The organism is Cryobacterium sp. (genome assembly GCF_026786305.1).
In the GTDB taxonomy this organism is placed as follows: domain Bacteria; phylum Actinomycetota; class Actinomycetes; order Actinomycetales; family Microbacteriaceae; genus Cryobacterium.
Map to the genome: position 1 here is coordinate 1 of NZ_JAJAYI010000014.1, position 21,968 is coordinate 21,968.

The 21,968-nt window shown below is 63.9% G+C and carries 20 protein-coding genes and 1 tRNA gene; 3 read left to right on the plus strand and 18 right to left on the minus strand.

What is annotated here, in order from left to right; all coding sequences use genetic code 11:
* Positions 1-364 precede the first annotated feature (364 nt).
* The 5 genes from LH475_RS01390 to LH475_RS01410 all read right to left on the minus strand — a co-directional run bounded on the left by LH475_RS01390 (position 365) and on the right by LH475_RS01410 (position 4,417).
* Complete coding sequence (locus LH475_RS01390) at positions 365-661, minus strand: hypothetical protein (protein WP_158594743.1); 297 nt, start codon at positions 659-661, stop codon at positions 365-367.
* Between the two features lie 245 nt (positions 662-906).
* Positions 907-1,608 (minus strand): RNA polymerase sigma factor, encoded by a 702-nt coding sequence (locus LH475_RS01395; RefSeq protein WP_327012285.1) that lies wholly within the window; start codon positions 1,606-1,608, stop codon positions 907-909.
* 266 nt (positions 1,609-1,874) lie between these two features.
* The gene (locus tag LH475_RS01400; protein ID WP_147364385.1) at positions 1,875-2,480 is read right to left on the minus strand and encodes a hypothetical protein; all 606 of its coding nucleotides are present in this window, start codon (positions 2,478-2,480) and stop codon (positions 1,875-1,877) included.
* Positions 2,481-2,723: 243 nt separating this feature from the next.
* Entirely contained in the window at positions 2,724-4,061 is a 1,338-nt protein-coding gene (locus LH475_RS01405) for a hypothetical protein (RefSeq protein WP_297412686.1), read from the minus strand.
* The gene (locus LH475_RS01410; RefSeq protein WP_196845026.1) at positions 3,971-4,417 is read right to left on the minus strand and encodes a hypothetical protein; all 447 of its coding nucleotides are present in this window, start codon (positions 4,415-4,417) and stop codon (positions 3,971-3,973) included. Before LH475_RS01410 ends, LH475_RS01405 begins: the two co-directional genes overlap by 91 nt.
* A 392-nt stretch (positions 4,418-4,809) precedes the next feature.
* Between LH475_RS01410 and LH475_RS01415 the strand changes: the two genes are divergently transcribed.
* The gene (locus LH475_RS01415) at positions 4,810-4,962 is read left to right on the plus strand and encodes a hypothetical protein (RefSeq protein ID WP_196845027.1); all 153 of its coding nucleotides are present in this window, start codon (positions 4,810-4,812) and stop codon (positions 4,960-4,962) included.
* A 135-nt stretch (positions 4,963-5,097) separates the two neighbouring features.
* On the opposite strand, the gene LH475_RS01420 is transcribed toward LH475_RS01415, so the two are convergent.
* On the minus strand, positions 5,098-5,703 hold the full coding sequence (locus tag LH475_RS01420; protein ID WP_035879545.1) for a response regulator: 606 nt from the start codon (positions 5,701-5,703) through the stop codon (positions 5,098-5,100).
* A gap of 38 nt (positions 5,704-5,741) precedes the next feature.
* Here LH475_RS01420 and LH475_RS01425 point away from each other — a divergent pair.
* A tRNA-Leu gene (locus LH475_RS01425) sits at positions 5,742-5,827 on the plus strand.
* A gap of 128 nt (positions 5,828-5,955) precedes the next feature.
* Here the strand turns inward: LH475_RS01425 and LH475_RS01430 are convergent.
* The 12 genes from LH475_RS01430 to LH475_RS01485 all read right to left on the minus strand — a co-directional run bounded on the left by LH475_RS01430 (position 5,956) and on the right by LH475_RS01485 (position 21,781).
* On the minus strand, positions 5,956-6,489 hold the full coding sequence (locus LH475_RS01430) for a hypothetical protein (protein WP_196845028.1): 534 nt from the start codon (positions 6,487-6,489) through the stop codon (positions 5,956-5,958).
* Positions 6,490-6,552: 63 nt separating this feature from the next.
* Positions 6,553-7,056, minus strand: coding sequence for a hypothetical protein (locus LH475_RS01435; protein WP_196845029.1), 504 nt, complete (start codon positions 7,054-7,056; stop codon positions 6,553-6,555).
* A 771-nt stretch (positions 7,057-7,827) separates the two neighbouring features.
* Positions 7,828-9,273: a pyruvate kinase gene (gene pyk / locus LH475_RS01440; RefSeq protein ID WP_196845030.1), complete on the minus strand. Its 1,446-nt coding sequence runs from the start codon at positions 9,271-9,273 to the stop codon at positions 7,828-7,830.
* Positions 9,274-9,339: 66 nt separating this feature from the next.
* Positions 9,340-10,797: a glutamate synthase subunit beta gene (locus LH475_RS01445; RefSeq protein ID WP_297412687.1), complete on the minus strand. Its 1,458-nt coding sequence runs from the start codon at positions 10,795-10,797 to the stop codon at positions 9,340-9,342.
* Complete coding sequence (gene gltB / locus LH475_RS01450) at positions 10,790-15,367, minus strand: glutamate synthase large subunit (protein ID WP_196845032.1); 4,578 nt, start codon at positions 15,365-15,367, stop codon at positions 10,790-10,792. Before gltB ends, LH475_RS01445 begins: the two co-directional genes overlap by 8 nt.
* Positions 15,368-15,515: 148 nt before the next feature.
* Positions 15,516-16,502 (minus strand): prolipoprotein diacylglyceryl transferase, encoded by a 987-nt coding sequence (gene lgt / locus LH475_RS01455; RefSeq protein ID WP_297412688.1) that lies wholly within the window; start codon positions 16,500-16,502, stop codon positions 15,516-15,518.
* Between the two features lie 81 nt (positions 16,503-16,583).
* On the minus strand, positions 16,584-17,393 hold the full coding sequence (gene trpA, locus LH475_RS01460; RefSeq protein WP_196845033.1) for a tryptophan synthase subunit alpha: 810 nt from the start codon (positions 17,391-17,393) through the stop codon (positions 16,584-16,586).
* A complete protein-coding gene (gene trpB / locus LH475_RS01465) occupies positions 17,390-18,601 on the minus strand; it encodes a tryptophan synthase subunit beta (RefSeq protein WP_196845034.1) in 1,212 nt (403 codons plus the stop codon). Before trpB ends, trpA begins: the two co-directional genes overlap by 4 nt.
* On the minus strand, positions 18,602-19,372 hold the full coding sequence (trpC, locus tag LH475_RS01470; protein WP_196845035.1) for an indole-3-glycerol phosphate synthase TrpC: 771 nt from the start codon (positions 19,370-19,372) through the stop codon (positions 18,602-18,604).
* Positions 19,373-19,391: 19 nt separating this feature from the next.
* Positions 19,392-19,622, minus strand: coding sequence for a DUF6704 family protein (locus LH475_RS01475; protein ID WP_196845036.1), 231 nt, complete (start codon positions 19,620-19,622; stop codon positions 19,392-19,394).
* Between the two features lie 75 nt (positions 19,623-19,697).
* Positions 19,698-20,378, minus strand: a complete 681-nt coding sequence (locus LH475_RS01480; protein ID WP_297412689.1) for a Trp biosynthesis-associated membrane protein — start codon at positions 20,376-20,378, stop codon at positions 19,698-19,700.
* On the minus strand, positions 20,378-21,781 hold the full coding sequence (locus LH475_RS01485; RefSeq protein WP_297412690.1) for a chorismate-binding protein: 1,404 nt from the start codon (positions 21,779-21,781) through the stop codon (positions 20,378-20,380). Before LH475_RS01485 ends, LH475_RS01480 begins: the two co-directional genes overlap by 1 nt.
* Here LH475_RS01485 and LH475_RS01490 point away from each other — a divergent pair.
* Positions 21,782-21,968: hypothetical protein (locus LH475_RS01490; protein ID WP_297412691.1), on the plus strand; the 187-nt coding region annotated here is incomplete at its 3' end.

Below are 21,968 nucleotides of genomic sequence, written 5' to 3' on the forward strand. Positions count from 1 at the left end.
CCCCCGTTCCGCTCACCCCGGATCGGAGTTCGGTCAGCTCCTTTCGAAGATCGACGAAACGCGCAACGTCTGGAGACGTCTGGTACAAGCTCATCTGGCATTCCTTCCTGGACGACAATTCTCGCTGCACCAAAGACTGCCCACCCCTACACGTCGCCTGAGAGTGAATCGCCGCCCTACGGACGCTTTCTCATCCGGGAACCGGCAGATTGATGGGCTTACCGTACGCTGAGCTCCGAATTCTCAAGCGACCCCTACTAATACCCGGCTTCTGACCCCCAAGTAAATGTAAATCTGGGCCGATGTGGACGCCGCCAAGAAACACGTCGTCGTGGGTAGTTTTGGTCATGGCATTTGTTTGTTCCTACTTGGCTCGTTCCGCCAGGCCGAGGCGACCGCAGACGTCGGACGCGCCGGGAATCACGGCGGCCATTCCATCGGACATGACACAGACCGTGAGCGGGTCAGGGACAGGGTAGGAAAATGTTCGGTCAACGGGATCTGAACGAACCCCACTCTCGATACTTGCGTCCAGGGCATGCTGGGCCCAGAGGTCTGAACACGCGGCCAGGGCGTCATTGATTGACACCGGACCCCCTTCGCTGTCGCCGATGGTGCCCTCGAGGCTGGTCACCCGAGCGCCCGGGAATTCCCCCCACATGTTGAGCTCCGCTCGAGCGAAGCAATTGATGTGATCGGTCCTCGTTACCTGCGCTTGGACGGCCACGACGGCACCGGCAGTCAAGACGAGGGTTGCAATGACTGCGGGGACGACGATCCGAACGCGTCGAGCACGACGAAGTCTCAGATTCTCTGGAGTTCCTGGTTCGGCGATGTTCACGAGGAGGGCTCGGATCGCCGCACTGCGGTTGGCAGTGAAGTGCGGTTCCGTCGGCGTACTGTTCATCATGTGCTTTCTCCCGCAACTGATGGGGATGGTTGGATCGGGTTGTACTCGTTGAGGACGAGAGCGAGGTGTCGCTTTGCGCGGAATAGTCGGGATTTGACGGTGCCCGAAGGTATTCGAAGAAGCCGGCTGACGTCCGTCATCGACAGGTCTTCCAGGACACACAGCAGCAGTATCTCTTGGTCCCGGGAGTTCAGGTGCGCAAAGGCGCGCTGAACCGTGTTCCCTGTGGAGCCGAGGTCGATCGCGTCCAGCACCGCCTCACTGTGGTCAGGCACAGAATCCGGCGGTGGAAGCCTTCGGAGAAGTCGCTGGTGTCGGAGACCGGACCGAAGTTGATTCCGGGCCACGTTGTTAGTGGTTACAAGGAGCCACCCGAGGATGGACTCATCAACGAACCGAACTCGTGTTCTGCACCGCCAAGCTTCGAGGAACACCATCGCAGTAACATCCTCAGCCGCCGCCTGTGTTCGAACCAGCCGAAGGCTATGACCAAAAACCCGATCCCGGTGGCGGTCAAACAGGACACCAAACGCGCGTCCATTGCCGCCGCGGACGTGCAACCACAGTGCGGAGTCTGTGGCTTGGGAATCAAAGGTGTCCATACTCAACAATGTCCGGCAGGGAGGCATTGGTTCCATCCAATCCGCGTGCAAAACGAACTTCAGAAAGTGGGCTATCGACGTAACTGCCGCGATCATGCGGCGGACGACCAATTCCGTAGGAAATGAGCGGGCCTTCAATCAAGCCGACACGATTAGGCCTTGCGCTATCCGCCTCATCGGCTGGGTCGTGACGAAGCTCTGCCAACTTGGCCGCTACGAGGCGCTGAGCCAGGCTTCGAGCGGTCGCCGCACCGCTCTCGATCCGCGATATTAGGGCAGTTACATGGATAGTCACACTCCAGAAAAAATGGCCAAGACCCGGGAGCCTGGATAGTGGCTCGGGGTCTTGGCCGATACGTCGTCTAGAAGCAGCTATATGTATTCGTCAAATGGAACCTGACTGACGACGCCCGATCGTTGTACCCAACGTTGGCCAAGTTGCTCCGACAATCGAAATAGCCGTAGAAACCGCCGTAGTAGTTGATGTCGTCATAGAGCCTGATCTGGCATGCTCCTTGACCTGCGAAGGAAGACGTCTGATCGTTCCAGACGACACTGGGTGAAGCGAACGTGTAAGTCTGGCCGTAGCAGGTTGATGCATTTGAGGTCGTGTAATAGTCCGCGTTGCCACTGTAATTGGCGCCAGTCCAGAGAGTCCCAATGGCGTAGGTGGCGAGAGCACTGGCGGGCACGGCCATCGACCTAAATGAGCCGGATTTCTGGATGGATTCAAATTGCTCGACACTTTCGACCATGACCTTGTTGTATTTCTGCAATACAACATTGGCAAGTTCGTCGCTGTTCGCAGCACAGGCATGTTGTCCAGACTCATACTCCGTCCAGCATGCCTGTGCTGCGGCCTCTGTCGGGGAAGGGGCACGTTCTGGTGCGAGGGCCGCGCCCGTTAGGGTAGCGGAAAATGCGATTGCGACTGCGAATCCAAGAACTGGGGAGATGAATCTCCTCATGATTTGAGCCCTATTCATGGACGACACCTTTCGTCTTCGTTGACTCAGGTGTCGCTTACGAGCGATATAGGACCACCTGAACGTGACTTCGAGCATGGCGCGCACGCCCTCTGGGTGTCAACCCTGCGACGAGACAATGGATCTCTTTGATGTGATCGGGAATATCGGACTCTTACCGTGATATTTATCCCGTTTCGTGAAACAGAGACCATTTAGCAGGGCCGGAAACCCTTAGCGTGTTATTTATTCCGTATCGTGAGCTGACCCCAGGTAGGTCGTGCCGGTGCCGGGCGGCCCCTGTACGTCTTGGTAGGAGTCGTCGAGGTCGCGCAGGGTGGCGATCACCGCGTCCGCGGTCTGCCCGTCGGACGATTCCGGCGCGAGGTCGCCAATACGGGTGCACGGAGGGATGCGGCGCAGAATATCGACCATCGGGTCGCGCGGCCAACCGGGTCGGGCGTCGACGATGGCGTCGGCCCACTCATCGATGGCGGGTTTCTGCTGCATGGGCCGGGGCTGTGCAGCAGGCGCGAGGGCGCTCGGTCGATGGCTGTAGCACGCGACGACTTTCTGGAGCGTTTCTTCGACCACAATGTCGCCGCCTTCGGTGACCTCACGCACTTTCACGCAGCGGTGGGTGCGGGCGCCCTCAGCGGTGTCGGGGTTCGTGAACGGCCCCGGATATTCGTAGAGCAGATGGGGCCCGGCCTGGTCGCCCGGCGTGCTGCTGCTGCCCGGTGCGAGTCGACCGCGCAGCCAGAGATGGCGACGCTCGACTCGCTGCTGGCCGTCGCGAAACCAGTCGCGTTCGACGTCTGCGTGCTCGACGACGAGCACGTCGCGGGTGTCCTGCCATCTTTCGATCGGATCCTCAAGCCGAAAATAGTGCCCCCACCAGAAACTCTTCTGCTCACGCCGGTGGTAGTCGATCGCGGCAGCGGCACAAGAGGCTGCCGTCTGGTCCGCACTGCGCGGAGTGTGGGTGGTCCCCGCGGTGACGGTAGCGAGGTCCAGCAGGGCCTCTCGCACCGGCGACGGCTTGACCGGGTCGACGTCCGCTTCGGTCGCTGTACCGGCAGAGTGGATGCCGGGCATGCGCGCGAGGACCAGCATCCAGTTGCGCAGGCGCAGTGTTGACAGGTAGTCGTAGCGGTTGCGGTCGGTGATGGAATCGAACATGCGCTGCGCTTCGATTTCACCACCAAGCGGGTACGGGTTTACCAGCACGTTCTCGCGCAGCATCTGGTCGATCTGATCTTCGCCCACGCCGTGTCGGGCGGCGAGGCTGAGCAGGTGGGTGCGCTCGTAGGCGGCATAGTGGTGAACGTGCATTCCCGGAAACTGAGCTCGACGCTTCGCGACATTAGCCAAAAAGTCGGTCAGCGCCACCTTCTCTTCGGCCCATGTATGCGCCGAGAAGGCGCGAAAAGATTCATCGGCTTCGACCAGGCCGAAAAGGTAGTCAAGGCCCCACTCTGTGGTCGCACCGATCACGTCTCCCTCGGTTGCATCTCTTTTGGCATAGAGCGGGTCCCCCTCGAAGTCGAAGAAGATATCGCCGGAGTTCGGCTCGGGCAGCACGGCCAGCGCAACCGGGTTGTACAGCTCGGCCGGCGGGGCAGGGTGGACACGGTCTGCAGCTGCAGCTTTGCTTGCATGCGCAGGGCGGTGAACGTGGAGTCAGCCATTCCTGGCGGATTTTCGATGGCCGCTGCGCGGTCGTCGATGGTGCGGATGCCGCCGACTGCCAGCCGCGCGCCCTGAGAAAGCCGCAGCCCGGCGGCGAGAAGGGGATCGCGGTGCTCCTGCACTTCGATCTCGCAGGTGGCGCAGCGCCCACAAACCGTGTAACGCGGGTCTCCCCAGGCGACGGCCGCCGGGTCAAAGAGGCGCTCCGTGCTGATCTGCACGAAGCGTTGTTTGCGTTTGCGGTACACCGGCCGAATATCAGCGAGTCAATGAGCGCTCACGGAACCGTCGCCGAGCAGCAGTTCGACGGTGTCGGTCGTCGGTGCGCCGACGCACTCGAGTTGCTCGGCCTAGGCGGCCAGCCGCAACAGGCCCGTGAACCGAGCGTGCCGGGCGAGTTTGGTGTCTTGCCGTGGCCAGGTGCCGTCGCTCTGGCGCACGATGAAGTCGGCGAATCCGAGGAAGGCGATCGCACTGTCGGTGCGAGTCTGACCGCCAGCCCTGGTCGGAGCATTGCTGGTCGGAGCATTGCTGGTCGGAGCATTGCTGGTCGGACCAGCGATGGTCGGACCAGCAATGGTCGGACTGCCCGGGGTCCCCGGGCCGAAAGCGGAGTCGAAAAACGTGGCTGAAAGATGACATGGGGGCAGGCGATAAACGCCAGGCGGATGTCGTCGGCCGCGGCGTTGAGTGCGGCGCGGTCTATCCGTGCCGGCCGAGCGATTTCGACGACCGACCGGCTCTGTCGGTAGCGTTCGAGCACCCGATGTTCGTGCGCGTCGCCCAGGCGTGAGGTGCGTTCGAGCATGGCATCGACCGGGCCGGGCAGAGCCGGGACGTGTGCGGTAGGAACAGGTGCGGCCGAGACACAGAACGGCCCGGCAGTCCCTGCCGGGCCGTTCTGTGTCTGTCTGCGGCGCTGGTCCCGCTACTTCTTGGCGCTGAGCTGTTCGATGATCGCCTGCGAGACGTCGTGCATGGTGAGACGACGATCCATCGAGGCCTTCTGAATCCAACGGAAGGCTTCAGGCTCGGTCAGTCCCATCTTTTCATTGAGCAGGCCCTTGGCCCGGTCGACGAGTTTGCGGGTCTCGAATCGTTCGACCAGGTCGGCGACCTCGGCCTCTAGCGTGATGATCTGGCTGTAGCGCGAGAGGGCGATCTCGATCGCGGGCAGCAGGTCGTTCGGGGTGAATGGTTTGACGACGTAGGCAAGGGCGCCGGCTTCGGTGGCGCGCTCGACCAGTTCCTTCTGGCTAAACGCGGTCAGCAGCACCACCGGGGCAATGTGCTCCTTGGAGAGGCGCTCAGCGGCGCTGATGCCGTCGAGCTGAGGCATCTTGACGTCCATGATGACCAGGTCGGGGCGGAGTTCCCGCGCCAGGGCGACAGCAGTTTCTCCGTCACCGGCTTCGCCGACGACTTCAAAGCCGTTGTCGCGCAGAATCTCGACAATGTCGAGGCGGATGAGGGATTCATCCTCAGCGACGACAACGCGTCGCGGAGGGGTGGGGGTGCTGTCTTGGTCGGTCACGAGCAAAAGCCTACGGTATTCTGAACGAGTAGTTGTTAGCCGGTGTGGCGGAATGGCAGACGCGGAGCACTCAAAATGCTTTGTTCGCAAGGACGTGTGGGTTCGAGTCCCACCACCGGTACCATTTCCAGTGTTAAAAAATCCTGATCAAAATCTGTTTTTGTTTTTTCTCTCTACTCGTGCGGCTGTGGCGATGCCGCTCTGTCTTGCCACACGAGGGTGCGACCAGAACCTCCGCGCCCGTGCAAGAGATCACTCGCTCACTGCACACGGGCCGTGTGCGCCCTTTTCGGCATCGCTCATCGGATGGCTGAAGAGCGAGTAGCTGCCCACCCCGTGAAAGGTCAGCACGGCGAATCCGTCTTGGGCTGGGGCCTGCGAGAGGGCCAGCGAGAGAGCCAGCGAGAGAGTCTGGGAACCGCCCGTGCCCGTACTGCCGCCGTCTTTCAACAGGTACTCGCCCTCCGCGTAAACGGTATCGAACTGGCCGCCGACAACGTGAAATGAACTCGCAAGGTTGGGTCCGGCGTGAAGCAGCCAGACCCGCATGTTCTCCCCGACGGTCGGTGTCGGGGGCTCGGTGGGGTAATGGTCGCTACAGCCGTTGGACACGACCAGATCGGGCTTCTGGGTCGCAGGCCGAGAGGTGTCTCCCACGCCGCATTGATGGCCGAGGTCGTACTCGGACTGAATCAGCACATACGCAGCGTCACCGGGCGATAGCCCGGGCGGAGCGATGATAGCGGCACCGAACATTGCCTTGGCGATCTGCGCCGACAGGGGCATCGTGGAGCAGTGGTAGAGCCAGATTCCCGAGCGAGTGGCGGTAAAATTATAGGTCAGGCTCTCTCATGGCGCGATGCTGCCCATCGCCTTGCCGGGTGCGAGAACTTTAGCCTGAAAGTCGATCGCATGCATGATCGTGCCGTCGCTGCGTGGCTTGTCGCTGCCTGAGTCGTCGGCTGCGCCAACAGCGTTCACGGTGAGCACCATGCCGAGCAGGTGGTGTCCGCCGAGTGAGCACCCGGCATCCTCAGTACCATCATTGACCCCGACGGCGACGCTTGTGCCGGCGCCCGGCTCCACGGGGCCGGATTGAACCCCGTTCGCGAGTACGAGGTCGTGCAGCATGTCGTCGTTGCTGAGGGTGATCATGAGAGTGTTGCCAACGGCAACATCGGCCATGTCTGGGTTGAGCCGGGTGTCGATCATGGACACCGCCACGGTTGTCCAGTGGCCGGTAGTCCAGTGGCCGGTTGTCCAGTGGCCGGTCGCCCCAGACCGGTCGCCCCCCTGGCCGATCGCGACGGCCGGGTCGAGCGCAACCGCACCGGCCAGCGTCCGAGCACGCACGCCGACGTGGCCACTATCTCGTTCCAGTCATGGCGCGCTACCGAAGAGGCCAGCGCGGCGCGCGCCGTCGTCAGGGTTACGGAAGTGCGGGTGCGTTGGTTTCACCGGGCTCGGCGACACCGGCAGAGCCGACGCAGGCCGACCATGCCCGGCGGCGAGGGTCACCGTCACCGGCGGCAGGGAGCCAACCAGCAAAGAGGGGCTTTCCGAATGAGGGTGTATCGAGGGAGGGCAGGCTAGCGTCGCCCCCGGCAGGGTTGGTCTGGTTCCAGACGGTTCACGCATCCCCCAGCGCACGCGGAGAGCTCGCACCGTGAGCCCGATGAACGACGCGAGTGTGGCCAGCACCGGGGCGGCCACGACCCTGCGGGCCACGTCGTAAAGTGGTGGGAGGGTGATGAGGATGCCGCCGTTGACCACGCTCGCCCGGAACAGCCCGGCACGGTCCAATTCGGTGCGGGTCGAGGTACGGGTTGCGGCACGGGCGAGGCGATGCCCGAGAGCACAGCCGGAATCAGAAAGCTTCGGGCACCGATCAGAATTTGTGCAGCGAACCCGATCGCGACGTACGGAACGAGCGTTTCGCAGCTACCGGCAGCATGATCGGTTCGGCAGCCATGTCCCTGTCCTCAATCGGGGGCGAATGCCCTTTCTCACTGTAGAGAAAACATTCCGTTTATTCACCAGCAGACTGGTGCACCAGATTCGCGACGGATGCCGCGCACACGAAGGCCCCGCCGCACACTGTGCGACGGGGCCCTGTGGATGCTGCTACTTCTTGACGTACGCCGGCGCAACCTCGTTGTGGGCGTCGCCCACTCGGTGCACGCGAATGTCGTTCGTCGAGCCCACGATTCCGGGAGGGGACCCGGAAATGACGACAACTTTGTCACCGATTTCGGCGAGGCCCTGGCCGATGAGAATGTCGTCAACCTGACCAAACATCGCGTCGGTGTGGGTCACCCGCTCCACCAGGTGGGTCTGCACGCCCCAGGTGAGAGCGAGTCGACGGCGGATACCCGGATCCGGCGTGAAGGCCAGCATCGGAATCTTCGACCGCAGGCGGGACATGCGCCGGACCGAATCGCCGGACTCGGTGAAGATGCAGAGGAACTTGGCGTCGACGAACTCGGCGACCTCGATCGCGGCGAGGGTGATGGCGCCGCCCTGGGTACGCGGGCGGTTGGTCAGCTTGCCGATGCGCTCGAGGCCGTGCACCTCGGTGGATTCCACGATGCGGGCCATGGTTTGCACCGTGACGACGGGGTATTCTCCGACGCTGGTTTCACCACTGAGCATGACGGCATCCGCACCGTCAAGCACAGCGTTGGCGACGTCGCTGGTCTCGGCGCGGGTGGGCACCGGGCTCAAGATCATGGATTCGAGCATCTGCGTGGCAACGATGACCGGCTTGGCCATGCGGCGGGCAATCTCAACTGCCTGCTTCTGCACGATCGGCACAGCTTCGAGCGGAAGCTCAACGCCGAGGTCGCCGCGGGCGACCATGATCGCGTCGAAGGCGTCGACGATCTCTTCGAGGTTGTCGACGGCCTGCGGCTTCTCGATCTTGGCGATCACCGGAACGCGGCGGCCTTCCTCGGCCATGATCTCGTGCACGCGGGTGATGTCGTCGGCGCTGCGCACGAAGGAGAGCGCGATGAGGTCCGCTCCGAGACGGAGGCCCCAACGCAGGTCGGCCTCGTCCTTATCCGACAGGGCGGGCACGTTCACGGCCACACCGGGCAGGTTGATGCCCTTGTTGTTGGACACCGGGCCAGCGACGATGACCGTGGTGGTGACGACGACGCCATCCGTTTCGACCACCTGCACCTTGACCTTGCCGTCGTCGATGAGCAGAAAGTCACCGGGGTGCACGTCGTGCGGCAGCCCCTTGAAGGTGGTGCCGGAGACTTCCTTGGTGCCGAGCACGTCTTCGGTGGTTATCTTAAAAATGTCGCCGACGGCGAGTTCGTAGGGACCGCCCTCGAACTTGCCGAGGCGAATCTTGGGGCCTTGCAGGTCGACCATGACGGCGACAGCACGCCCGGAGTCGTTCGCGGCCTTACGCACGTTGGCGTAAACACTCTCGTGCACCTGGTAGTTTCCGTGGCTCAGGTTCATGCGACAGACATCAACGCCCGCGTCGATGAGCGCTCTGATCTGCTCGTAGCTGGCAGCTGCCGGCCCGAGGGTGGCGACAATTTTTGCGCGTCTCATTCTGGTGAATCTCCGATTTCCGCGCTTTTTGAGCGCATTACAGCGTGGTGCAGGCAGACGAATGGGTTAGAGGGAGAAGGGGCGGTCCGTAGGCTTGACGGGAGACGGCAGTTGCGTCTGCCCTTCCAGGAACTGATCGACAGCGGCCGCGGCGGCGCGTCCCTCGGCGATGGCCCAGACGATGAGCGACTGGCCGCGACCGGCGTCGCCGGCGACGAACACGCCCTCGTGGCTGGTCTGGTACTTACCGTCGCGCTCAACGTTGCCGCGCCCATCGAATGGGAGCTTCAGCTGATGGATGAGTTCGTCCGATTCCGGGCCTGTGAAGCCCATGGCGAGCAGCACGAGGTCGGCCGGAACCTCGCGCTCGCTGCCGGCCTTGGGAACGCGGCGCCCGTCGAGGTACTCGGTCTCGGCGATGCGAATGGCCCGCACCTCGCCGAATTCGTTGGCCAGAAACTCGACCGTTGACGCGAGGTACTGGCGCGTGCCGCCCTCTTCGTGGGCGCTGGAGATCTCGAACAGGGTCGGGGACATCGGCCACGGCTGGTTTTCCGGGCGGGTTGTGCCCGGCTGCTTGCCAATCGCGAGGTTGGTGACGGATGCTGCCAGTTGGCGGTGCGCGGTGCCGATACAGTCGGCTCCGGTGTCACCACCGCCGAGCACCACGACGTGCTTACCCGCGGCGGTGATCTGAGCTTCGAGACTTCCGCCGGCACCGATCTTGTTCTGCTGCACGAGGTATTCCATGGCGAAGTGCACGCCGGGCAGGTCGCGTCCGGGAATCGGTAGGTCGCGGGGCACCATGGCGCCGGTCGCCACCACGACGGCGTCGTAGCGGGCGCGCAGGTCGTCCCACGTGATGTCCACCCCGATGTTGACGTTGGCCCGAAAACGGGTGCCCTCCGCCGTCATCTGCGCGAGGCGCAGTTCGAGGTGTTTCTTCTCCATTTTGAAGTCGGGAATGCCGTAACGCAGCAGTCCTCCGATGCGGTCGTCACGTTCGAAAACGGCGACGGTGTGCCCCGCGCGGGTGAGCTGCTGCGCGGTGGCCAGTCCGGCGGGGCCGGAACCGACGACCGCGACGGTCTTGCCGGTGAGTCGACCCGGCGGTTGCGGCTGCACCCAGCCGTTAGCGAAGGCCTGGTCGATAATCGACACCTCGACCTGTTTGATGGTCACGGCCGGCTGGTTGATTCCGAGCACGCACGACGATTCACACGGGGCCGGGCAGAGCCGACCGGTGAACTCAGGAAAGTTGTTGGTCGCGTGCAGACGTTCGATAGCCGCGTGGCCCTCGTCGCGCCACGTCAGGTCGTTCCACTCGGGAATGAGGTTGCCGAGCGGACACCCCTGTTGACAGAACGGCACGCCGCAATCCATGCAACGGCCGGCCTGCCGTTTGAGAACGGCGGTGTCACCCTGCTCGTAGACCTCTTTCCAATCCATCAAGCGGATGGCCACGGGCCGACGAGCGGGAAGCTCACGTTCCGTGGTCTTCAGGAATCCCTTCGGATCAGCCATTGGTTACCTCCAGAATTCTATTCCACACAACAAGTCCGTCGGGATCGAGTCCCTCGTCGAGGGCCGTCTGTCTGGTCTCCAGTACGGCCGCGTAGTCGCGCGGCAGCACCTTGACAAAGGCGTTCATGGTATCTTCCAGGTTCTCCAGCATGCGCGCGGCGAGTGCCGAGTCGGTTTGGTCCCGGTGTTGTTCGAGCAGGTCACGCACGATCTCACGGTCGACGCGATCGAGGCCGAGCAGCCGCAGCTCTCCCGAGGTCAGCGCGTCACGGTTGACCCGTTCGGCGGTCAACCCGTAGACGTAGGCGGTGCCACCGCTCATGCCGGCACCGAGATTGCGTCCGGTCTCACCGAGGATGACGGCGAGTCCTCCGGTCATGTATTCCAGGGCGTGGTCGCCAACGCCCTCAACGATGGCGGTGGCGCCGGAGTTGCGCACCAGAAAGCGTTCCCCGACGATGCCGCGAATGAACATGCTGCCCTGCGTTGCACCGTAGCCGATGACGTTTCCGGCAATGACGTTGTCTTCGGCCGGAAATTGGCTGGCCCGGTCGGGACGCACGATGATCTGCCCCCCCGACAGGCCCTTGCCGACGTAGTCGTTCGATTCGCCCTCGAGCCGCAGGGTGATCCCGCTCGGCAGGAACGCCCCGAAGGACTGCCCGGCCGACCCGGTCAGGATGACTTCGATGGACCCGGCCGGCAGACCGTTTTCGCCGTGCCGGAGGGTAACCTCGTGGCCGAGCATGGTGCCGACGGCGCGCTCGGTGTTTCGGATCGGCAGATCAATGCTCACCGTACCGCCGTGTTCGAGCACGCTCTGGCTGCGACGAATCAATTCGTTGTCGAAGTGCTTGTCGAGTTCGTGCTCCTGGGCGCGCGCCCACTTGCGCGGTTCGGACTCGGAAAAGTCCGGGCCGCTCAGAATGGGTGAGAGGTCAAGCCCCTGTGCCTTCCAATGGGTGAGGGCGCGGTTCACGCCCAACACCTCACGGCGGCCGATGGCTTCGTCGAGGCTGCGGAATCCGAGCTCGGCAAGGTACTCGCGGACCTCCTGCGCGATGAACTCAAAGAAGTTCACGACGTGGTCGGCCTGACCGGCGAAGCGTTTGCGCAACTCCGGGTTCTGGGTGGCGACACCGACCGGGCAGGTGTCGAGGTGGCAGACACGCATCATGATGCAGCCCGATACGACAAGCGGCGCGGACGCGAAACCGAATTCTTCGGCGCCGAGCAGGGCACCGATGAGTACGTCACGCCCGGTCTTCAGCTGGCCGTCGACCTGCACGACCACGCGGTCACGCATCCCGTTGAGCATGAGCGTCTGCTGGGTTTCGGCAAGGCCGAGTTCCCACGGGGTGCCGGCGTGCTTGAGCGAGTTGACCGGACTGGCACCCGTCCCGCCGTCGTGGCCGCTGATCAGGATCACGTCGGAGAGTGCCTTGGCGACACCCGCAGCGACGGCACCGATACCGGACTGGCTGACCAGTTTGGTGTGGATGCGCGCCTTCGGGTTGGCTCGTTTGAGGTCGAAGATGAGCTGCTTGAGGTCTTCGATCGAGTAGATGTCGTGGTGCGGCGGCGGTGAGATGAGGCCGACTCCAGCCGTCGCGTACCGGGTGCGGGCGATCCACGGGTAGACCTTGGTCGGCGGCAGCTGACCGCCCTCGCCGGGCTTGGCGCCCTGAGCGAGTTTGATCTGGATGTCGTCGGCGTGGGTCAGGTACATGCTCGTCACACCGAATCGACCGGAGGCGACCTGCTTGACGGCGCTGCGCCGGGTCGGGTCGAGCAAACGATCGAGGTCTTCGCCACCCTCACCGGTGTTGGACTTGCCGCCGAGGCGGTTCATAGCGATCGCGAGGGTCTCGTGCGCCTCCTGCGAAATGGAACCGTAGCTCATCGCGCCGGTGGAGAACCGTTTGACGATCTGCGCCACCGACTCCACCTCGTCGAGCGGCACGGGGGTGCGCTGGCCGGGGCTGAGGGTGAACATTCCGCGCAGAGTCATGAGCGATTCGGCCTGGTCGTCGACAAGTTTCGTGTACTCACGGAAGATGTCGTAGCGCCGGGTGCGGGTCGCGTGCTGCAACCGGAAGATGGTCTCCGGGTTGAACAGGTGCGGGACGCCATCGCGACGCCACTGGTACTCGCCGCCGGTCGCGAGGCGCTCATGTGCGGTGACGGCGGCATCCAATGGGTAAGCGGATGCGTGCCGCGACAGGTTTTCGACAGCGATCACGTCGATGCCAACGCCGCCGAGCTTGCTCGTAGTACCGGTGAAATACTGGTCGACGAAGGACTGGGCGAGGCCGACGGCCTCGAATGTCTGCGCGCCGGCGTAGGACGACACGGTGGAGATGCCCATCTTGGACATGATCTTGAGCACACCCTTACCGAGGGCCTTGATCACGTTGCGCACCGCTGTTTCAGACGTGACGTTGGTGATGATGCCGCTGCGCACGAGGTCTTCGCAGGTTTCCATGGCGAGGTACGGGTTGACGGCGGAGGCGCCGTAGCCCATGAGCAGAGCCACGTGGTGCACCTCGCGCACGTCGCCAGCCTCGACCACGATGCCGACCTTCATGCGGTTCTCTGTGCGGATCAGGTGGTGGTGCACCGCCGCAATCATCAGCAGCGACGGGATCGGTGCAAGGTCCTTGTTGGAATCGCGGTCGCTCAGCACGATGAACAGGGCGCCAGCCTCGATGGCCTCGTCGACCAGGGCACAGATCGCGGCGAGCCGCTTTGACAGCGCGTCGGGGCCCTCCTCGATCCGGTACAGGCCGCGAATGGTCGTGGTGGTGCGGCTGCCGAGGACGGGGTCGATGTGCTGGATCTTGGCCAGCTCGTCGTTGTCGATGACCGGAAAGTCCAGAATGACCTGACGCGCGTGTTCCGGGCCGGCGGTGAGCAGGTTGCGCTCCGGACCCAGACCGAGCTTGAGGCTCGTGACCACTTCTTCGCGGATCGAGTCGAGCGGCGGGTTGGTCACCTGAGCGAACTGCTGGGTGAAGTAGTCGAACATGAGCCGTGGGCGGTCGCTGAGTACGGCGATGGGTGTGTCGCTGCCCATGGCGCCGAGCGGTTCGGCGCCGGTGCGGGCCATCGGTGTGAGCAGTATGCGCACCTCTTCTTCGGTGTAGCCGAAGGTGCGCTGGCGTCGCACAACGGATGCCGGCGGGTGCACGATGTGTTCCCGTTCGGGCAGGTCCTTCAGGTTGATGCGCCCCTTCTGGAGCCACTCGCCCCACGGTTCACTCGCCGAGAGTTCGGCTTTGATCTCGCGGTCGTCGATGATGCGGCCGGCTTTGGTGTCGACCAGGAACATTTGGCCGGGGCGAAGGCGGCCCTTGCGCACGACGCGGGCCGGGTCGATTCCGAGCACGCCGATCTCGCTCGCGAGCACGACGAGGCCGTCGTCGGTGATGAGGTAGCGGCCGGGGCGCAGGCCGTTGCGGTCGAGCGTTGCCCCGACGAGGGAACCGTCGGTGAACACGATCGCGGCGGGGCCATCCCACGGCTCCATGAGCATGGAGTGATATTCGTAGAAGTCGCGACGTTCGACCTCGAGGTCGGTCTGGTTTTCCCAGGCCTCGGGCACCATCATCATGATGGCGTGCGGCAGCGACCGCCCGGATAAACTGAGCAGTTCCACGACCTCATCGAAGGAGGCCGAATCACTCGCGCCCGGGGTGACGATCGGCAACAGCGGTGCGAGGTCGCCCAGCAGCTCAGACTCAAGTTGGGACTGGCGCGCGCGCATCCAGTTGCGGTTGCCCTGCACCGTGTTGATCTCACCGTTATGGGCGATCATGCGGAACGGCTGGGCCAGCGGCCAGGACGGGAACGTGTTGGTGGAGTAGCGAGAGTGCACGAGGGCGAGCGTCGAGACGAAACGTTCGTCGGACAGGTCTGGGTAGAACGGTTCGAGTTGCAGGGTCGTGACCATGCCCTTGTAAACGAGAGTGCGGCAGGACAGTGAGACGAAGTAGATCTCGAGCTCGCGTTCGGCACGCTTGCGCAGTCGAAAGGTCTGCCGGTCGAGCGCAATGTCGCTGACCAGGTCGCCGGTTTCGGTGGTGTGGGTGCTCTGTACGAATAGCTGTTGGATGGCGGGCATGTTCGCGCGGGCCTGGCTACCGAGGTCTTCCGGGTGCACCGGTACCTCACGCCACCCGAGGATGGTGAGGCTTTCCTCGTCGGCGATCAGGCTGATGGCTCGTTTGATCCCCGTACGGGCGGTCGGATCGGTCGGCAGAAAAACGTTGCCGACGGCGTACTGGCCGACTGGGGGAAGCGCGAAATCCGTGACGGCGCGCAGGAAGGCATCAGGTATCTGGGTGATGATTCCGGCGCCGTCACCGGTTCCGGCGTCGGAGCCGACCGCACCACGGTGTTCCAGGTTGCGCAGGGCATCGAGGGCTTGGGTGATGATGTCGTGTCCGGCGGTTCCGCGCAGGGTCGCCACCATGGCCAGGCCGCACGCGTCGCGTTCGGCGGCCGGGTCGTACAAGCCGGATGCTTCGGGCACGCTGCTGAAGCGGGAATAGAGAGGTTTCTGCGCCATTGAGACCGTCCTCACGAAATGACTGGCAGGAAGGGACGACGCTGGCCCGAAAAAGAAGTGCGGGAAAACTGTAACGGCCGCCCGGTTCGGGCCGGGCCCGGACTGGGCGGCGCTACGAGTGTGTCAGCTGGGATTCAGCGAACGTGAGCTACTGACGCGAAGCGCTCGTGCTTGTGGCTGCGGCCTCGGTTGGTTCGGTGTGGCCAGCGGCTTCATCGCTCTGATCTTCAGATTCCGAATCGCTGTCATCGAATTCTACCCCAGCGTCTGGCCCAATCCATTCCCTACCGGGCACATACGGGCTGGACTCAAGGCCCGGGTGTCGCTGACGTTGTACAAAAATGATGATGAGGCCCAGCGCGATGGCCGCGAGAGCAGCCCAGACGTTGGTGCGGATTCCGAAGTAGATTTCGCTCGGATCGATGCGAATAGACTCAAAAAAGCTGCGACCCAGTCCATACCAGATGAGGTAGGCACCCAGGGTCTGGCCGAACCGCAGGCGGAATTTGCGCTCCAGGTAGAGGATGACCGCAACGCCCAGCAGGTTCCAAATGATTTCGTAGAGAAAAGTCGGGTGAAACAGGGTGCCGGTCGGCAGGCCGATCGGGAACGCGACATTGCTCGGCTCGATTTCGAGTCCCCACGGCAGGGTCGTCGGCAGCCCGAACAGTTCGTGGTTGAACCAGTTGCCGAGCCGACCGGTAGCCTGCGCAACGAGCAGGGCGGGTGCGACGGCGTCGGCGAAGGTCCAGAAGCGGATGCCCGCCAGGCGGCAGCCGATATAGGCGCCGACGGCGCCACCAATCAACGACCCGAAGATGGCGTTGCCGCCCTCCCAGATGTACAGCGTGCGGAGCAGATCAGCGCCGTTGAAGAAGTAGTCACCCGGGTGAGTGAGCACGTGGTAGATGCGCGCCCCGACAATTCCGAGCGGCACCGCCCACAGGATGATGTCAAGCACGACTCCCGGCTCGGCGCCGCGCTTGGTCAACCGGCGGGAGGTGATGATCGTGGCGAGGATGATGCCGGCGAGAATGCACAGCGCGTAGGCGTGAATGCGGAACGGGCCGAGGTCGAAGAAGCTCCACTCGGGGCTTGGGATACTCGTGCTCAGAATACTCAGAGGCAAAGACACCTAGGTACTACCTTTCATCGTGACTGACGTCACTTAGGGCGAATCGGTCGATCGCCTCAAAGAATCTAGTGTAGAACGCGCTCAGGAGACGGGACGAATATCGATCGCACCGGCGGCGAGTTCGAGGGCCAGGCGTGCAACGGCCGGCACCCCCCCGACGCTCAGCGCTTGCACGAGCGCGGAGCCGACGATCGCGCCGTCCGCGTATCCGAGAATTTCGCGCACCTGATCTGCGGTGGAGATACCGAGGCCGACACACGCGCTCGTGCAGCCGACAGCGCGCAAGCGCTCGACCAAGATGCGGGCAGCAGCGTCGACGCCGGCACGAGCGCCGGTGGTTCCCATCGTGGAGACGGTGTACACGAAGCCCCGGCTGGCTTCAACGGCCTGCACCAGACGTGCTTCGGACGAGGACGGTGCGGCCAGGAAGACGCGGTCGAGGCTGGTGCGTTCGCTGGCCGCCATCCAGTTACCGGCTTCGTCAGGAATGAGGTCGGGCGTGATCAGCCCGGCACCGCCCGCGGCGAGCAGGTCCTCGGCGAATCGTTCAACGCCGTACTGCACAACCGGGTTCCAGTACGTCATGACCAGGACCGGAGCATCCACTTGCGCGGTGATGGCCCTGATCGCTTCGAACCCGTGACGCAGCTTGAAGCCGTTGGCCAGTGCCTGCTGAGTAGCTGCCTGGATGACGGGGCCGTCCATGACCGGGTCGGAGTAGGGGAGACCCAGCTCGATGATGTCGACGCCGTTGGCGACGAGGGCCACGGCTGCGTCGATGCTCTCACTGAGGGTGGGAAACCCCACCGGGAGGTAGCCGATGAGTGCTCCCCCACCCTCGGAGCCTCGGCGTGCGATGGTCTGCTCGACCGTGCTCACAATGGTCGTCATGACTGTGCTGCGCCGTCGTCGAGCAGGTCGAAGTACCGGCCAGCCGTTTCCATGTCTTTGTCACCGCGACCGCTGAGGTTGACCAGGATGGTCGCCTCCGGTCCGAGGGCACGGCCGAGTTCGAGGGTTCCGGCGAGAGCGTGCGACGTCTCGATCGCAGGGATGATGCCCTCGGTGCGACTCAACAGCAAAAAAGCGCTCATGGCCTCGTCGTCGGTGATCGGCAGGTACGTGGCTCGGCCGATGCTCGCGAGCCAGGCGTGCTCGGGGCCCACCCCCGGGTAGTCGAGTCCCGCCGAAATGGAGTGTGACTCGACGGTCTGGCCGTCTTCGTCCTGCAGCAGCATACTGCGGGCGCCGTGCAGGACTCCGGGGCGGCCCTTGGAAATGGTCGCCGCGTGCCGCGGCGTCTCCACTCCGTCGCCGGCCGCCTCGTAGCCGAACAGTGCGACATCAGGATCGTCGAGGAAGGCATGAAAGATACCCATGGCGTTTGAACCGCCACCGACACACGCAGTGACAGCGTCCGGCAGGCTGCCGGTCAGGTCAAGCACCTGCTGGCGAGCCTCCTCGCCGATGATCCTTTGAAAGTCGCGCACCATGGCCGGGAACGGATGCGGTCCGGCCACGGTTCCAAAAATGTAGTTGGTGGTCTCAACGTTCGTGACCCAGTCGCGCATGGCGTCGTTGATGGCGTCTTTCAGGGTGCGCGAACCGGTTTTCACGGGAACAACTTCGGCGCCGAGCAGACGCATCCGTGCGACGTTGAGAGCTTGACGTTCGGTGTCGACCTCGCCCATATAGACGACGCACTCCAATCCGAACAGGGCGGCTACCGTGGCCGTGGCTACTCCATGCTGGCCCGCCCCGGTTTCGGCGATCACTCGGGTCTTGCCGATGCGCTTGGTAAGCAGGGCCTGACCGAGGGCGTTATTGATCTTGTGCGAACCGGTGTGGTTGAGGTCCTCACGCTTGAGGATGATGCGGGCGCCGCCGGCATACTCGGCGAACCGGGGCACCTCGGTGATAATGGATGGGCGACCGCTGTAGTTGATGTGCAACTCCATCAGTGCCGCAGCGAACGCGGGGTCCTTCTTGGCGAGTTCGTATTCCGCCGTGAGTTCGTCGAGCGCCGCCACGAGGGACTCCGGCACGAACCTGCCGCCGAAGTCGCCGAAATAGGGGCCGGACTGTGTACGTAAAGACATTTAAACCGCCAAAAACTCGGAGAGGGTTCGGATGGGGTCGCTCGTGACGAGCGCTTCGCCGACCAGGACGACGTCGGCGCCGGCGGCACGGTAGTGCGCGACATCGGCGGCCGTCGTGACGGCGGATTCGGCGACGCGCACGACGCCGGACGGGATCTTGTCGGCGAGTGTGCCGAAGAGGTTCTGGTCGAGTTCAAAGGTCGACAGGTTGCGCGCGTTGACCCCGACGAGGCTCGCGCCGATATCGAGTGCGCGGCTTACCTCATCGCCGCTGTGTGTTTCGACCAGGGCCGTCATGCCGAGCTCGCGAATGAGGTCGTGAAGCAATAGCAGGGTGGTCTGATCGAGGGCAGTGACGATGAGCAGCACGAGGTCGGCGCCGGCCGCGCGGGCCTCGAACACCTGGTACGGCGTGCCGATGAAGTCCTTGCGCAGGATGGGGATGCTCACAGCGGCCCGCACCTGCTCGAGGTCGGTCAGCGAGCCGTGAAAACGCCGACCCTCGGTAAGCACGCTGATGGCGCTCGCTCCGCCGGTCTGGTACGACACAGCCAGAGCTGCCGGGTCGGTGATGGCCGCCAAGGAACCGCGGCTCGGGCTCGCCCGTTTGATTTCCGCGAGAATTTTTACCCGGTCGGCGGGGGCCAGCGCGGCCAGCGCATCGAGGGCGGGCGCGTGGGCGCGCGCCGCAGCCTCCACGCGGGCCAGCGGGCGAGTGAGGAGGCGTTCTTCGGCGTCGGATATCGCGCCAGCGAGAAGTTCTTGGAGCACCAGGTGTCAGCGCAGCCGCTTAGTGGCCGTGCGACATGGCGGGCGAGGCACTAACGCCGTAGCCGACCTTGCTCAGCACGTAGCCAACAAGGACACCAGCAATGAGCAGCCCGAGGGAGACCCAGACGAGCCAGACCAGCTCGAAGAAGAAGGCCGTGGTGCCGATGGCAAAGGCTGCCAGCATGATGATGACAGCGGTCCACGCCGCCGCGGAGTGGCCGTGTCCGGGATCTGACAAATCGATGCTCATGGTTCTCCTAGTGATCACGTTGCCGATGTATACGTTGACAAGTATGACAAGTGTAGCAAAGCGACGGCTCGCCGTTCAGCGCGCGGTCGGGTCTTCGCCGCGACTGAGGTCGTCCCAGTCGCCGACGGAGTCGCTCGATACGTGCTCCGGCGCGGGCAGCAGAGCATCGCCGGTCGGGACCGCGGCCGGCGATGCATCGTGCGGCGACACCACCGGCTCATACCGTGCGGCCTGATACTTGCGAGTCGGACCGGGCCACCGAGCGCTCGTCAGGATGACGGCCACACCCGTGGCCGCCATGATGGCGGCCGCGCCCATGGCGACGAACGGCCAGGGTGTGACGACTGTGCCAAGCACGCTCAGCTGGATGGATTCGTGTCCGGCGATTCCCGTCGCTGCGGTAACCCCGGCGGCGCTGGCCTGGGACGGGTCATCGACCGCGAGGAATGCGGCGAGAAACACCGATAGCCCGAGAAGCACTTCGAGCGTGCCGAGCACGAAACGAATGACCCGGCCCGCGATGGTGAGGGCCCCGGCGAGGGCGAATCCGGAGAGGGCAAGCGCCGTCAACGCCGGCGCGGCGATGGCTCCGTCGATCTCCAGAACCTGGGTGCCGGCGTTGGGGAGCCCGACTTCGGCGTGCACCCAGACCTGGGTCCAGGCCAGCAAGGCCAGTGCGCTCGCGCCCAGGATGGTGAGGATGAGTACGAGTTTGAGCCGGCGGGGGGACATCCGCTTGGCTGATTCCGTGGCCACTAGAACACCCGCCGCATCGCGTTGGCGACGGCCACAGCACGCAGCGGTGCTGCCGCCTTGTTCTGCGACTCCTGATACTCGGAGGCCGGGTCGGAATCGGTGACAACGCCGCCACCGGCCTGCACCCGGGCGACGCCATCCTTGATGGTGGCGGTGCGGATGGCGATGGCAAGGTCGGCGTCGCCGGCGAAGCCGAAATAGCCGACCACTCCCCCATATACGCCGCGTTGGGCCGGTTCGAGGGCATCGATGATCTCGAGCGCCCGCGGTTTCGGAGCGCCCGACAGGGTGCCGGCCGGGAACGTGGCGCGAAAAACGTCGATAGCGGTCTTGCCGGCGACGAGGTTGCCCTCGACCGAGGAGACCAGGTGCATGATGTGGCTGAATCGTTCGATGCGCATGAATTCGGTGACTTCGACCGAGCCTGCCGTGCAGACCTTGAGCAGGTCGTTGCGGGCGAGGTCGACGAGCATGAGGTGCTCGGCACGTTCCTTTGGGTCGTCGGCGAGCTCGATCGCGTAGTCGGCGTCAGCATCCGGTGTGTTGCCGCGGGGTTTGGAGCCGGCGATCGGGTGGGTGAAGACTCGCTTGTCCTGTACCTTGACGAGAGCTTCCGGTGAGGATCCGACGATCCAATATGGGTCGCCGCCCGGCGTTTCAAGGCTGAGTAAGTACATGTACGGGCTCGGGTTCAGGCTGCGTAACACCCGGTAGACGTCGATCGGGTGCGCTGTGCAGACCTGGTCGAAGCGCTGCGAGATGACGACCTGAAAAACGTCGCCTTCGACAATGTGTTGCTTGCCGATGTTGACGGCGGCGAGAAAATCGTCGCGGGTGGTGCGATTGCTCGGCGCGCTCGGCGCCTGCAGGTCAACCTCGGCCAGCCAGGCCTCCCCGGGCGCGGCGAGGCGGGTTTGCAGGGAATCCAAACGCGCCGTCGCGTCAGCCCACAGCTCCTCGGGCGTATCGGTGCCGTCGTTGAGCACGTTGGCGATCAGTTGCACGGTGCCGTATTTATGATCGAGCACCATCAGGTCGGCCACGAAGCTGAAGGACTGGCCGGGCACGTCGTAGTCGGCGGGCGGCTGATGCGGCAGGCGTTCAATCTGGCGAATGGCCTCCCAGCCGATGAAACCGACCAGCCCGCCGGTCAGTGGCGGGTGCTCGGGCAACCGCGGCGTCTGCCAGCGGTCGAACAGATAAGCCAGCGCCGCGAGCGGGCCGAGAGCGGCCGCGGAGCCAAGCGCGCGGTCGGCGGAGAGCCCATAGTCGATCCAACGGGTGTGCGCACCCACCAGGGGGGGCCCACCGCACGCGGGGGCGCCGGCGAAGGGAAACCCGCGTGGATCGAAACACTCGTTCGGTATGGCCAACAGCATCAGGATGGAGAGGATTCCAGCCAAGTGAGCATGTTCGACATGAGCAGCGAAGGAGCCGGGATCCCCGAACCTCCACTACCGCAGATCGAAGGCTGGAGCGCGTTGGAACAGTTGCACCACGAGAAGGAAGTGATAGGCTTCTACCTGAGCGGTCACCCCTTGGATGATCACCGGTTGGAGATCAAGTATCTATGCAACTCCACCTTGCCGG